12 protein-coding genes, 1 pseudogene and 1 riboswitch are annotated in these 13,341 nt (G+C 52.2%); of the genes and pseudogenes, 10 read left to right on the top strand and 3 right to left on the bottom strand.

What is annotated here, in order from left to right; genetic code table 11:
• Positions 1-9: 9 nt before the first annotated feature.
• Genes preA through TJ79_RS04620 form a run of 3 tightly spaced genes read left to right on the top strand, consistent with a single transcriptional unit; the run spans position 10 to position 2,946 of the window.
• Positions 10-1,302 (top strand): NAD-dependent dihydropyrimidine dehydrogenase subunit PreA, encoded by a 1,293-nt coding sequence (preA, locus tag TJ79_RS04630; RefSeq protein WP_040949130.1) that lies wholly within the window; start codon positions 10-12, stop codon positions 1,300-1,302.
• Between the two features lies 1 nt (position 1,303).
• Positions 1,304-2,734 carry a dihydropyrimidinase gene (gene hydA / locus TJ79_RS04625; protein WP_040949129.1) on the top strand — a complete coding sequence of 477 codons (1,431 nt, stop codon included), beginning with the start codon at positions 1,304-1,306 and terminating at the stop codon, positions 2,732-2,734.
• Complete coding sequence (locus tag TJ79_RS04620; protein ID WP_040949128.1) at positions 2,731-2,946, top strand: hypothetical protein; 216 nt, start codon at positions 2,731-2,733, stop codon at positions 2,944-2,946. Before hydA ends, TJ79_RS04620 begins: the two co-directional genes overlap by 4 nt.
• 144 nt (positions 2,947-3,090) lie before the next feature.
• On the opposite strand, the gene TJ79_RS04615 is transcribed toward TJ79_RS04620, so the two are convergent.
• A complete protein-coding gene (locus TJ79_RS04615) occupies positions 3,091-3,348 on the bottom strand; it encodes a hypothetical protein (RefSeq protein ID WP_040949127.1) in 258 nt (85 codons plus the stop codon).
• Between the two features lie 143 nt (positions 3,349-3,491).
• Between TJ79_RS04615 and TJ79_RS04610 the strand changes: the two genes are divergently transcribed.
• Positions 3,492-4,538 (top strand): DUF3048 domain-containing protein, encoded by a 1,047-nt coding sequence (locus TJ79_RS04610; protein WP_040949126.1) that lies wholly within the window; start codon positions 3,492-3,494, stop codon positions 4,536-4,538.
• Between the two features lies 1 nt (position 4,539).
• Here the strand turns inward: TJ79_RS04610 and TJ79_RS04605 are convergent, their stop codons facing one another.
• Positions 4,540-4,881, bottom strand: coding sequence for a cupin domain-containing protein (locus TJ79_RS04605; RefSeq protein ID WP_040949125.1), 342 nt, complete (start codon positions 4,879-4,881; stop codon positions 4,540-4,542).
• A gap of 214 nt (positions 4,882-5,095) precedes the next feature.
• Positions 5,096-5,301: riboswitch (cobalamin riboswitch) on the top strand.
• A 130-nt stretch (positions 5,302-5,431) separates the two neighbouring features.
• Between TJ79_RS04605 and TJ79_RS04600 the strand changes: the two genes are divergently transcribed.
• The 5 genes from TJ79_RS04600 to nrdF all read left to right on the top strand — a co-directional run bounded on the left by TJ79_RS04600 (position 5,432) and on the right by nrdF (position 12,005).
• Positions 5,432-7,750 carry an anaerobic ribonucleoside triphosphate reductase gene (locus tag TJ79_RS04600; RefSeq protein ID WP_040949132.1) on the top strand — a complete coding sequence of 773 codons (2,319 nt, stop codon included), beginning with the start codon at positions 5,432-5,434 and terminating at the stop codon, positions 7,748-7,750.
• Positions 7,751-7,829: 79 nt separating this feature from the next.
• Positions 7,830-8,327, top strand: a complete 498-nt coding sequence (gene nrdG / locus TJ79_RS04595) for an anaerobic ribonucleoside-triphosphate reductase activating protein (protein WP_202903287.1) — start codon at positions 7,830-7,832, stop codon at positions 8,325-8,327.
• A gap of 232 nt (positions 8,328-8,559) precedes the next feature.
• Positions 8,560-8,928 (top strand): class Ib ribonucleoside-diphosphate reductase assembly flavoprotein NrdI, encoded by a 369-nt coding sequence (gene nrdI / locus TJ79_RS04590; protein ID WP_040949123.1) that lies wholly within the window; start codon positions 8,560-8,562, stop codon positions 8,926-8,928.
• Positions 8,915-10,999, top strand: coding sequence for a class 1b ribonucleoside-diphosphate reductase subunit alpha (gene nrdE / locus TJ79_RS04585; RefSeq protein WP_155987773.1), 2,085 nt, complete (start codon positions 8,915-8,917; stop codon positions 10,997-10,999). Before nrdI ends, nrdE begins: the two co-directional genes overlap by 14 nt.
• 46 nt (positions 11,000-11,045) lie before the next feature.
• The gene (nrdF, locus tag TJ79_RS04580; RefSeq protein WP_040949122.1) at positions 11,046-12,005 is read left to right on the top strand and encodes a class 1b ribonucleoside-diphosphate reductase subunit beta; all 960 of its coding nucleotides are present in this window, start codon (positions 11,046-11,048) and stop codon (positions 12,003-12,005) included.
• Here the strand turns inward: nrdF and TJ79_RS04575 are convergent, their stop codons facing one another.
• Positions 12,006-12,932 carry a serine hydrolase domain-containing protein gene (locus tag TJ79_RS04575; protein ID WP_040949121.1) on the bottom strand — a complete coding sequence of 309 codons (927 nt, stop codon included), beginning with the start codon at positions 12,930-12,932 and terminating at the stop codon, positions 12,006-12,008. It lies immediately after the preceding gene.
• A 185-nt stretch (positions 12,933-13,117) separates the two neighbouring features.
• Between TJ79_RS04575 and TJ79_RS04570 the strand changes: the two are divergent.
• Positions 13,118-13,341 (top strand): annotated as a pseudogene (locus tag TJ79_RS04570) (hypothetical protein); the annotation flags it as partial.

Raw genomic sequence — 13,341 nt, 5'->3', positions numbered from 1 at the left:
CTGAGAGAGATGGCTGATTTAAGGATCAATCTTGCGGGAATCGCTTCTCCGAACCCTTTTTGGCTCGCTTCCGCGCCTCCAACCAACACGGGGTACCAGGTACAGCGAGCCTTTGAGGCGGGGTGGGGAGGAGCGGTCTGGAAGACACTGGGCGAACCGATCATCAACACCACCGCCCGCTTTGCCGGGGTGCATTTTAGCGGTCAGCGGGTTGCCGGTTTCAACAACATCGAACTCATCACCGACCGTCCGCTGGATGTCAATTTAAAGGAGATTGCTGAAACGAAAAAACTCTTTCCCGACCGCGCCCTCGTCGCCTCCCTGATGGTCGAGCCAAAGCGGGAAAAATGGCACGAGCTGGTAAAACGGGTGGAAGCCGTCGGCGTTGACGGTTTGGAGCTGAACTTCGGCTGTCCTCACGGGATGGCGGAGCGGGGAATGGGCGCCGCTTCCGGACAGCAGCCGGATCTAGTGGAGATGCAAACCTATTGGGTTAAGGAAGTGGCGCAGACGCCCGTCATAGTCAAACTAACGCCGAATATAACCGATATCACCATGACGGCCCGCCATGCCGAGCGGGGCGGAGCCGATGCCATCAGTTTAATTAATACCATTAACAGTTTAGCCGGAGTCGATATCGATACCTGGAATACGATTCCTCATGTGGCGGGAAAAGGCGCCCATGGCGGCTATTGCGGTCCGGCCGTAAAGCCCATCGCCCTGCACATGGTGGGCGAGTGCGCGCGCAATCCGCACGTGTCGGTTCCGATTTCCGGAATCGGCGGCATTTCCACCTGGCAGGACGTGGTGGAATTCATGCTGATGGGCGCCACCGGCATCCAGGTGTGTACGGCCGTCATGCACCACGGTTTCCGCATCGTCGAAGAAATGCTCGACGGTTTGAACAATTACTTGGATGACCGCGGCATCGTATCCGTTATGGAACTGATCGGCAAGTCCGTCTCGAAGTATTCCGATTGGGGCGATCTCGATCTGAATTACAAAATCGTCGCCCGCATCGATACGAGTACATGCATCAACTGCAATAAATGCCATATCGCCTGCGAGGACAGTTCCCATCAATGTATCGAGCGGCACACGACTGATGACGGCAGACCTTATCTGCAGGTCCGGGAAGATGATTGCGTCGGCTGCAACCTCTGTTCCATTGTTTGCCCGGTGGACGACGTCATCCAAATGGTTGAAGTATCCGGCGGAGAAGTGCCCATGACTTGGAATGACCGGCAAAAAGCGTTGACCGGCTTGAATACCGGCGGCGTTTCCAAATTGGAGGTGGTGTAGGATGAAGAAGCTGGTGAAAAACGGAACCATTGTAACGGCGACGGATACGTACTTCGGCGATATCCTCATCGATGACGGCGTCATCGTCATGATCGGCGTCGAGTTGGAGGCGCAAGGTGCGGAAGTCATCGACGCTGCCGGCTGCTACGTTTTCCCGGGCGGCATTGACCCTCATACTCATCTGGATATGCCATTCGGTGGCACCGTAACTATTGATGATTTCGAAAGCGGCACCCGGGCGGCGGCCTTCGGCGGCACAACGACGGTCATCGACTTCTGCCTCACTTCAAAAGGCGCTCCTTTGCAATCCGCCGTGAAAACATGGCATGACAAATCAAGAGGGAAGGCGTGCATCGATTACAGCTTCCATCTGATGGTGGCGGAGCTGAACGACGACGTCCTGTTTGAACTGCCGCAGATCATCGACGAGGAAGGTATCACCTCGCTAAAGGTTTTTATGGCCTATAAAAACGTCTTCCAAGCCGATGATGACACGCTGTATAAAACCCTTCTGCTGGCAAAAGAGCAAGGTGCCCTCGTCATGGTCCATGCGGAAAACGGCGACGTTATTGACTATCTAATAAATAAAGCGCTGGCGGATGGAAAAACCGATCCCATCTACCACGCCTTGACCCGGCCGGCTGTGCTTGAGGGTGAAGCGACAGGGAGAGCGTGCAATTTGACGGAATTGGCGGATTCCCAGCTTTATGTCGTCCATGTTACCTGTGCCGAGGCCGCATGGAAGATCGAGGAGGCCCGCAAAAAGGGCTTGCGTATCTACGGGGAAACTTGTCCGCAATATCTGCTCCTCGATGTCAGCGTACTGAATCTGCCGAATTTCGAAGGGGCTAAATACGTCTGGTCTCCGCCTCTGCGTGAGAAATGGAACCAAGACGTCCTGTGGGACTTGCTGAAAAACGGCATGCTGCAAACCATCGGCTCGGATCAGTGCTCCTTCAACTTCAACGGACAAAAAGACTTGGGCATCCACGACTTTTCGAAAATCCCCAACGGCGGCCCGACCATCGAGGACCGGTTCAGCCTTCTCTATTCCGAAGGGGTGGCAAAGGGACGAATCTCCCTCAATCGCTTCGCCGATATCATTGCCACTTCCAGCGCCAAGCTGTTCGGCTTATTCCCGCAAAAAGGCACCGTTGCCATCGGCAGCGACGCCGACTTGGTCATCTTCGATCCCTACGCCGAGCGGACGATATCCGCCTCCAGCCACCATATGAAGGTGGACTACAATGCCTTCGAAGGAATGAAGGTAACGGGTGAGCCCGTATCCGTGCTTGTCCGGGGCGAATATGTCATACGTGACAAACAATTCGTCGGGACGCCGGGCTACGGCCACTATTTACCGCGGAAACGGTTCAATCAGCCGGAAAGGCTCCCGCTTAAGGAGAAGTCGCTGGGAGGGGTGAGCGGATGACCGCCCACGAGGAATTTTCCAGGGAGAAGAAGGGAATCGACGGCTTTATCGCTTCCGGTTACATCATCCGCGAAATCAGCGAGGACCTGGATGGAGCAATGGTGTGTTTCCACAAAACGAACAGCCAGGAACATCCTGCAGAACTGCGTCTTCTCACCTCAGAAGGCAGGAAATACATTACCACCCTGTTGATCGAACAGCAGAAAGGATAAAAGAGCAGAATGACATGCACGGATTTCTTCCGTGCATTTTTTTGCGCGAAGAAACAGGAATCCCAAAGGGACAAAGAGAATTAGAGAGAAGCTAAAAAAGAAAAGGAGCTAACCGCTGCCGGCTGCTCCTTGACGCCCCAAGACCTACTCTCTTGCAGTTTCAGGTCCGCAAATGATGTCTCTCTCCGTACAAGTTACGCAATATTGGGGGACAGGAACCGGATGGTACCGGTTGACAACTTCTATTGGCTGAATGTACTGAACCGGCTGCGGGAAGAAAAAGTCGCGGACCACATATTGGGTAGGAAGCATGACGGCGCCAGTTGGAGCTTGCGCTACAGGAGACGTTCCAGCAACTTGCCCGGTGGGCATTTGCATGGGCATTTGAGGCATTGGCATCATCGCTTAATCATCCTTTCGAGGCGAATTGGGTATTACACCCGTACTGTAATGATATGTCACGATGACATCAGCGGATTGGATATCCGCCTAAACAAGCAAGTCATAGTTAACTTCCATTCTGATCAGCTGAAAGGAGAATCGATATGAAACGGAAGAAAAGGTTCCTGCTCATCATCTGCTGCACGGTCTTATCCACCACTGTTATCGGATGCAACGCCAAAAAATCCCCCCCGCAACCAACAACGACCGTAACCGCAACTCCCGCCGAGACGGCTGCCAGCACGCCCGCTCCCACAGCGGAAACCGTCAATCCCTATACTTTTCCTTTAACCGGTCTCGGAAGCATGACGGAACTGAATACACGTCCCTTTTTGGTAACCGTTGAAAATTCACCTGCCGCCCGGCCTCAAAGCGGGCTTGACAAGGCAGACATCGTTTATGAAGTTCTGGCGGAAGGGGAGATTACCCGCTTTCTAGCCATTTTCCAAAGTCAGCAGCCAACGATAATCGGTCCGGTGCGCAGCATGCGTCCTTATTTTGTGGAGATCGGCCATGGACTCGATGCCATCCTAGTGCATGCCGGATGGAGCCAGGACGCCATGAACATGATGGTAAAACTGGGCGTCGCCCATCTCGATGAACTGTACGGCGATGGCGCTTCCTACTGGCGCTCTAAAGAACGCAAAGCTCCACACAACTTATACACCTCTTTCGAAAAAGCGACCGAAGGAGCAGCGCGCAGAAAGTTCCGCACCACTTGGACGAACCCCCAGCTGCTTTTTGCCCAAAAGGATTTGAAAGTGGAGGGACTCCCTGCGAAAAGAGTGGACATCCCCTATTTGCTGGGCTACAAGGTTGCGTATAATTACGACGAAGCGACAGGCCTCTATATGCGTGAAATGGATGGAAAACCCCATCTGGATAAAGAAACCGGTGTGCAGCTGTTTGCCAATAATTTGTTCATTATCGAGACCAAACACCGGGTGTTGGATAACGCCGGCCGGCAATCCGTCGATGTGCAAGGTCCGGGCGACGGGTATTTGCTGCAGCAGGGCAAAGTACAAACCATCAAATGGGAGATGAAAAACGGAGCGATCCGCGCCTACAAAGACGGCAAGGAACTGCCACTTCTGCCTGGGAAGACATGGGTGCAGATCGTTCCGCTCGGGACAAAGACCGCTTTCCAGTAAATCAAATCTTTTTCGCGTAGTCCGGGGTGGGGATGTGGCTCAAGATAACGTAAAGGCTGGCTGGAGCGCTTCCGCTGTTGCGGTAGCTGAAATCTTCATCTCCGTTTACGTTAATTACATCCCCTTGGTGAAGTGCGCTCTCTTCACCATTAATAGTCAACGTCCCATTACCTACGAGAGCCAAAATATAAACATCCGCTTGAGGGTGCTTATGCACCGGCAGTTCCTGTCCCGGCAAAAAATTCAACACAAAGGCGACGCTGTCGTCCTTTTTGAAAAGAATGCGTTTCGTAAATTTGTCTTCAGCATACTCCACAGCGTCCTGCAATGATTTCCGTTCCATGATCTGTTCCTCCTTCGTTTTGATGGTTTTAGTATGGCATACCGCTATCGCGGAATCCTTGATCTTGATCAAGTTTTTTGTGAAATTTTTTTTGCGTAATTCTCATAGTTTCATAGGAAATCCGCTTCGGGACAGGCTATCGCGACTCTAGTCATAGAGCTCTGGCCCCCTTGACAGTTCCCAATATATTGGTGTAGCATTCACTAGTGAACACAATATCTTGTAATGAACAGGTGCTTCTTCCATGATTGAAGTCTTTTGGAGCAAGCTTAATAGGGAAGCCGGTGCAAGACCGGTGCGGTCCCGCCACTGTAATGGAAGAGTTCTCATGAAAGGTATCCACTGGCTGTCTACAGCCGGGAAGGATCATGGGAATGTTGACGCCAGAGCCAGGAGACCTGCCTGTTTGTGAACACGTAATCCCTACGGATGATAGGGAGTTGTTCGAAGGCTGCCTTCTGTTTGCTATCGCAGTTTTTCGCGCGTCTCCTTGATCCCAATAGGGGTGATGGAGGCGCTTTTTAATATGACCTTGGGAGATGTACGAACGATGATTACAAAGATCCGCAAGAGAGATGGACGGGAAACTCCTTTTTCCATCGAGAAAATTGCCAACGCCATTCGCAAGGCGGCGATTTCAACGGGAGAGACAAGCGAAGACGGCGCTTTTGCTTTGGCGGAGAAAGTACTGCTAAAAGTGAACGCCGGGGACTCCCAGCAAGTTCCCCAAGTCGAACAGATTCAAGATATTGTGGAAGAGGTCCTCATGATGGAAGGTCTCGTCCATACCGCTAAGGCATACATACTTTATCGGGCGGAGCGGACCCGGGTACGGGAAATGGACACCCGTTTGATGCGCATCTACGAAGATATCACCAACCGGGAAGCGGCGGACAGCGAGATCAAACGGGAAAACGCCAACGTCGACGGCGACACCTCCATGGGCATGATGCTGAAATACGGCTCAGAAGGAGCCAAACAGTTTAACGAAATGTTTATCCTGAAACCGGAACATTCCGCCGCCCACCGGGTAGGCGATATCCATATACACGATCTCGATTTCCTTACTCTGACCACCACTTGCTGCCAAATCGATATCGAACAATTGTTTGAAGGAGGCTTTGGCACCGGGCACGGCAGCCTGAGAGAGCCCAACGACATCCAAAGCTATGCCGCTCTAGCCTGCATCGCCATTCAATCCAATCAAAACGATCAGCACGGCGGACAAAGCATCCCCAACTTCGATTACGGTTTGGCTAAAGGCGTAGCAAAAACCTATGCCCGCCACTACCGCACCAATATGAACCGCTTGCTGGAATGGCGGTGGAGCGTGACGCCGGAAAACAACAAGGCGTACCTTAATCTGCAGGCTTTGTATAGTGCCAATCCGGTGTGGCCCAATATCTCCAGCACGCCGGAGGAGCGTGTCGAAGAGGAGCGTCTCTTGAGCGAGCTTACTGGCAGCTCCGAACAGGCAGTGGAAGCTCAACGCATCGCTGCAACCCAAGCTCTGGCGGATACGGAGCGCAGCACTTACCAAGCGATGGAAGCCTTGATTCATAACCTCAATACGATGCACAGCCGCGCCGGTGCGCAAACGCCTTTCAGCTCCATCAACTATGGAACGGATACAACGCCAGAAGGCCGCATGGTCGTGAGAGGCATCCTGCTGGCTACGGAAAAAGGGTTGGGTAACGGCGAGACTCCGATTTTTCCGATCCAAATCTTCCGGGTCAAAGAAGGTACCAACTATAATCCGGGGGACCCCAATTACGATCTGTTTCAACTGGCATGCCAGGTTAGCGCAAAACGGCTGTTCCCAAATTTCTCGTTTCAAGACGCGCCGTTCAACCTGCAATACTACAAGCCGGGCAAGCCGGAAACGGAAATCGCCTATATGGGCTGCCGCACCCGAGTCATCGGCAACGTCCACGATCCGGAACGGGAAATCACCTTTGGACGGGGCAACCTCAGCTTCACCACCATCAACCTGGTACGGCTTGCGCTAAAACACCGGGGAGATGTCAACGCCTTTTTCCTCGCCTTGAACGAGACGATGGATCTGACTGTCGACCAAATCTTTGAGCGCTACGAAATTCAGGCGCGGAAAAAAGTAAAGAATTTCCCATTCCTTATGGGACAGGGGGTATGGCTAGACTCTGGCAAGCTGGGTCCGGAAGATGAAATCCGCGAGGTCATCAAGCACGGCAGCTTGTCCGTCGGCTTTATCGGCTTGGCAGAATGCTTGAAGGCGCTGATCGGCTCGCACCACGGCGAAACGGCAGAAGCAAAAGAGCTAGGTCTCCGGATTATCGGCACGATGAGAAAGCGGATGGATGCGGAAAGTGAGCGCACCGGCATGAATTTCACCTTGCTGGCTACCCCTGCCGAGGGTCTCTCCGGTCGCTTTGTGAAGATGGACCAGCTCCTGTTCGGCTCCATTCCTGGTGTAACGGATCGGGATTATTACACCAACAGCTTCCACGTTCCCGTTTATCACGATATTACCGCTTACGATAAAATTCAAACCGAGGCGCCTTATCACGCCTTGACGAATGCGGGCCACATCACCTACGTGGAACTGGACGGAGATCCTCTGCAAAATCTCCAAGCTTTCGAAAAAATCGTCCGCGCCATGAAGGAAAGCGGCGTTGGCTATGGCTCGGTTAACCATCCGGTAGACCGCGATCCCGTTTGCGGATACACCGGCATCATCGACGACGAATGCCCGTTCTGCGGGAGACAAGAAACGGAAGGGGCTCCTCGCTTCGAGCGCATTCGGCGCATTACCGGATATCTGGTAGGCACCCTCGACCGCTTCAATAACGCCAAAAAGGCGGAAGAACACGACCGGGTTAAACACGGCTAAACATATATAATGGTTGAAGTGCTGGACGAGCGACAAGCGAGGAATCACTTCAACGGAAGGAGAGACAGCAGCCATGATCATTCGCGTTTCCGGCATCGTAAAAGACTCCATCGTCGACGGGCCAGGCCTGCGTCTCACGGTTTTCGCCCAAGGCTGCCCCCACCGCTGCAAAGGCTGCCACAATCCGCAAACCCACCCTTTTGAAGGCGGAGGAGCGGTTGAAGTGAAACAGATCTTGGAGGAACTAGAGCGAAACCCTCTGCTTGACGGCATCACGTTAAGCGGCGGGGAGCCCTTTTCTCAGGCACCAGGCTTTGCAAAGCTGGCGGAAGCGGCCAAAGCCCGCGGTCTCCATGTTATGACTTACACAGGTTATACCTACGAGGAAATCGCGGAGGGCTCCCTTAAACGGAAGGATTGGCACAAGCTGTTGAGCTATACCGATGTGCTTGTGGACGGCCGTTTTGAATGGGAACGGCGCAGCTTAAGCTTGCGCTTTCGCGGCTCTACCAATCAGCGGCTCATCGATGTAGCCTCTACGCAACAGCAGGGGGAAGTCGTTTTGTGGGAGCAGTGAACATTCTCCGAAACGAAAAATGAAATAAGTTGAACGAAAGAAAGGGATGAAGGAGCGGAGAAACCGATTGTTCTGGAAAAGCGTCAGCGGTCGCCTTTGTGATCAGATTCCTACCTTTATGAAGTTGTCTAATCATGGAATCTGAGCGCAACAGCGATTGGAAGAATAATCAGGTTTTGTAGTGACGGAATCCTTATATCGTGAACACCTATTGAAAAAGGAGGGATCGGCATTGCTGGTCGTATTCGATAGCCGCACGGGAAACGTCGGACGTTTCGTCTCCAGGCTGGACATGCCGCTCATGAAGCTGGAAGACGACGCCGTCATGGAAGAACCCTTCGTTCTTGTCACCTATACAACTGGCTTTGGCCAAGCGCCGGAGCAAACGCTGCGCTTCTTGGAGAAACAAGACAACCACCGCTATTTGCGGGGAGTGGCAGCCAGCGGCAACCGCAATTGGGGTACCAATTTTGCCATCAGCGCAGATAAGATCGCCCATCTTTACGACATTCCAGTCATTGGGAAATTCGAACTGTCCGGCACGACCCGGGACATTGAATCCTTCAAGAAAGAGGTTGATACCATTGCTGACATCCATTGAATTAAACAACCGCTTGATGTTGAAGGATGCGGACGGCTTTTTCCGGCTTGAGGAAGACCGGCGGGCCGTTGCCGCTTTGATGGAAGAGGCGGCTCAAAAGACGATGACCTTCGCCACAGCAACCGAAAAGGTCCGATATTTAATCGAACATGATTATTACGAGGATTTTTATTCCCGCTATACGGAAGGGGAGGTCGAAGATGTTTTTACTTTAACCCGCAGCTATCCCTTCCAGTTTCAATCCTATATGGCTGCATCCAAGTTCTATACGGATTACGCCTTGAAAACCAATGACCAATCGCTTTATCTGGAGAGCTACGCCGACCGGGTTGCGGTAACGGCGCTGCATCTTGGTCACGGAAAGGTGGAGACCGCGCGGCAGTTAGCGGCATCCATGATGGAACAGCGGCTGCAGCCGGCGACGCCCACCTTTCTGAATGCCGGCAAAAAACGCCGCGGCGAAATGGTAAGCTGCTTCCTGCTGGAGATGGACGATACTCTTAACTCCATTAACTATGTGCTGGGCACCTGCATGCAGCTGTCCAAAATTGGCGGCGGTGTGGCGGTTAACCTGTCCAAGCTACGGGGACGCGGCGAGCCGATCAAGGGAGTAGAAGGCGCGGCCAAAGGCATCATGCCGGTGCTCAAGCTCATGGAGGACGCCTTCTCCTATGCCGATCAAATGGGGCAGCGCAAAGGTTCGGGCGCGGCGTATTACAACATTTTCGGCTGGGACGTTCTGGAGTTCCTCGATTCGAAGAAAATCAACGCCGACGAGAAAACCCGGCTGAAGACCTTGTCCATCGGCCTCATCGTCCCGAACAAGCTCTATCAATTGGCGGCTGCGAACGAGCCTCTGCACGTGTTTGCACCATACAGCGTCTATAAAGCGTACGGCACACATCTGGATGATATGGATATTGACGCCATGTACGAGACGCTTCTTGCCGACAAACGGGTAAAGAAGAAGATCATCATGAGCGCCCGGGACATGCTGACCAAGATCGCCGCCATTCAACTGGAATCCGGCTACCCTTATATCATGAACCGCACCAACGCCAACCAGGCTCACGCCCTGCGCAATTTAGGCACCATTAAAATGTCCAATCTGTGCACGGAAATTTTCCAGCTTCAAGAGACGTCGGAAATCGGTGATTACGGCACCCCCGACCGCATCGGCCGGGATATCTGCTGCAACCTGGCATCGCTTAATATCGCCAATGTGATGGATGAGCATAAAGTGCGGGAATCCGTACGCGAAGGCATTATTGCCCTTACAGCAGTCAGCGATATGAGCCGGATCGGCAACGCCCCTGGCGTCGTAAAAGCCAACAGCGAACTCCATTCCGTCGGGCTCGGTGCTATGAACCTCCACGGATATTTGGCGAAAAATCGGATCGCTTACGAGAGTGAAGAAGCGAAGGATTTCGTCCGCGTGTTTTTCATGATGATGAACTATTACTCCATGGAAAAAAGTATGGAGATTGCTGCGGAGACCGGGGAAACCTTCGCCGGATTTGCTAGCTCCGATTACGCCACTGGAGTCTATTTTGAAGGCTATCTGACGACGGATTACCGCCCGCAAACGGCCAAAGTGCAAGAGCTATTCGCAGGCATGGATGTTCCCGGACCGGAGGAATGGCGCCAGCTTGCGGCAAACGTTGCGGAAAAGGGGCTTTATCACGCCTACCGGCTGGCCATCGCTCCGACCCAGAGCATTTCCTACATCCAAAATGCCACCGCCAGCGTCATGCCTATCGTCGAGCCTATCGAAACCCGAACCTACGCCAACTCGACGACCTATTATCCAATGCCTTTCTTAAGCAAGGATACGTTTTTCTTTTACAAATCGGCTTACCGTATGGACCAATTGAAGGTGATTGATCTGATCGCCGAAATGACGCCGCACATCGATCAGGGCATTTCTGCGGTACTCCACGTCAACAGTGACGTTTCTACCAGGGAGCTGGCCCGCTACTACATTTACGCCGCCAAAAAAGGGCTGAAATCCCTTTACTATACCCGCACCAACCATCTGACCATGGAAGAGTGTATCGCCTGTTCCGTGTAACGTGCATAAATCGGCGACAGGGCTGGAAACAAAGGAGAGACAAGCGATGAGCGTACAACGAGCCGTAAATTGGAACCGTCCCGACGACGATTTTACCCAAGTCTTCTGGAAGCAAAATATTATGCAGTTTTGGACTGACGATGAAATCCCTTTATCCGACGACAAAATGGCCTGGATCAAGCTGAGCGACGACGAACGGGATACCTACATGAAAGTGTTGGGCGGACTTACCCTGCTGGATACCGTGCAAGGCGGCGTCGGGATGCCGAAGATCATGGAGCACGTGGAGGGCTTGCAGCGTAAAGCTGTTCTCGCCTTCATGGGCATGATGGAGCAGATTCACGCCAAATCCTACAGCAGCATTTTCACTACACTGGCGACGACGGAGGAAATCGACGACGTATTCCGTTGGGTGGAAGACAATCCGCATTTGCAGGAGAAGGCTGCGAGAATTTCCACCTATTACGAAAACATCCGTACGCCGAAGGACCTGTATTTGGCTATGGCTGCCTCCGTGCTGTTGGAAAGCTATCTGTTTTACAGTGGTTTTTTCTACCCGCTCTATTTGGCGGGACAAGGAAAAATGACGTCCAGCGGTGAGATCATCGACCTCATCCTGCGGGACGAAAGCATCCACGGACTGTACGTGGGCGTTCTGGCCCAGGAAATTTCCGGGAAGCTGGAAGCCGGAGAGCGGGAGTCAGCCGTTCGGGAGCTGCTCACCCTGCTGGTGACTTTGCACGACAACGAGGAGCGCTACACGGAATCGCTGTACAGCGCCATCGGCCTTTCGGATGAAGTGAAAGCCTATCTGCGTTACAACGCAAACAAAGCGCTGATGAATCTGGGACTTGAACCTATATTCCCTGAGGAAGAGATCAATCCCATCGTCTTGAACGGCATCAGCACCCATACGAAGCAGCACGACTTTTTCTCGAAAAAGGGCAACGGCTACGTCCGCGCCACCAAAGTCGAGCAGCTGCGAGACGAGGATTTCGTGTTCTAACTATAGCTTATCGATTAGTGTATTCCAGGTTAGTTCAAGAACACCCGTCATGTTTTCAGGCTCGTTTGACACAAATGTGATAACGGCATTCCGATCCGGCAGGATGACAACATACTGGCCATATAACCCGTCCATGCGAAAGGAATTCGGGTATGAATTCATCCACATTTGGTAGCCGTATCCTTGGTGATGGTCGGCCGTTGCGAAGCTTTTGTTAAAATCGCTGGTTTTGATTTGGACGGATGCCGCTTGTTCAATATAGTTTGCTGGAATAAGCGGTTTCCCGTTCCATACGCCTCGATCAAGAATTAATTGCCCAAAACAGGATAACTGCTCTGCCGTTAAATACAGCCCAGAAAATCCTTGCGGAATTCCTTGCGGACATGTGTCCCATCTAGGTTTGGGAATGCCTAACGGTTGAAAGATTCTTTTATCCAGGTAGTTATCCAATCTGGTTCCTGTGATCAAACCGATTATTTTGGACAGCATATAGGTTGCCGAATTATCATAGGTAAAATGAGTGCCGGGTTCGTAAACGAAGGGCTCGTTAAAGAACAACTGACATATATCCCAGCTTTTTCCATTTTCCCAGTCCGCCTTTGTTACCGGGCATTCCGCATGTCCAGTTCCCATACATAACAAATCGTGGATCGTCACCCTTTTTAGATAGCTGATTGCTTGTGCTTGGGGAACATCGGGGAAAAAATCGACGACACGATCATGTAAGCAGAAATAGCCTTCATCCATCGCGATACCGGCCGCCATGGAAGTGAAGGTTTTGCTCACGGAATACAAAAGAACCGGTGCCTCTTCTACAAAATCATGTCTCGCAATAATGCGACCGTCCTGCCGCACTACGACATTCAGAACTTGAAGATTTTGCTTCTCTACGGATAAAACCAGATCGTTCAACAGGTTATTCATCATCGTGACCCTCTCATGTGATATTAGCGAGTTTCACAGTAACAATAACGAATTTCACTGGAGTTTAAAAGGGAAAGCTTTTTTAAGATAAAAAATCCTTGGAATTAAGCCGTTACCTCCTTCATATTGGGGATAACGGCTATTTCTTTTCGCGTTAGACCGGTGATGAGATAGAGGGGGGGGACTCTATGGAGGCAGGGAAAGCTTTTCCGAGCGATTCCAATACTGCTTACGTGCCTCTTGTAAGCAAGCTTCAGAACGCCGGCTGCGTTTTTGCCGAAGAGGAAGCGCAGGTTCTCCTTTCCGCGGCAAGGACCCCATCGGAACTGGCATCGATGGCAAAACAGCGCATTGCCGGGCTTCCTCTTCAAATTGGTTGTCGGCTGGGCGGAGTTTTGCGGCCTGCGGATTG

Origin of the sequence: Gorillibacterium massiliense, from assembly GCF_000455485.1 — a bacterium.
GTDB lineage: Bacteria > Bacillota > Bacilli > Paenibacillales > NBRC-103111 > Gorillibacterium > Gorillibacterium massiliense.
The sequence above is the reverse complement of the archived record's forward strand: the minus strand, read 5'-3'. Positions and strand labels throughout refer to the sequence as shown.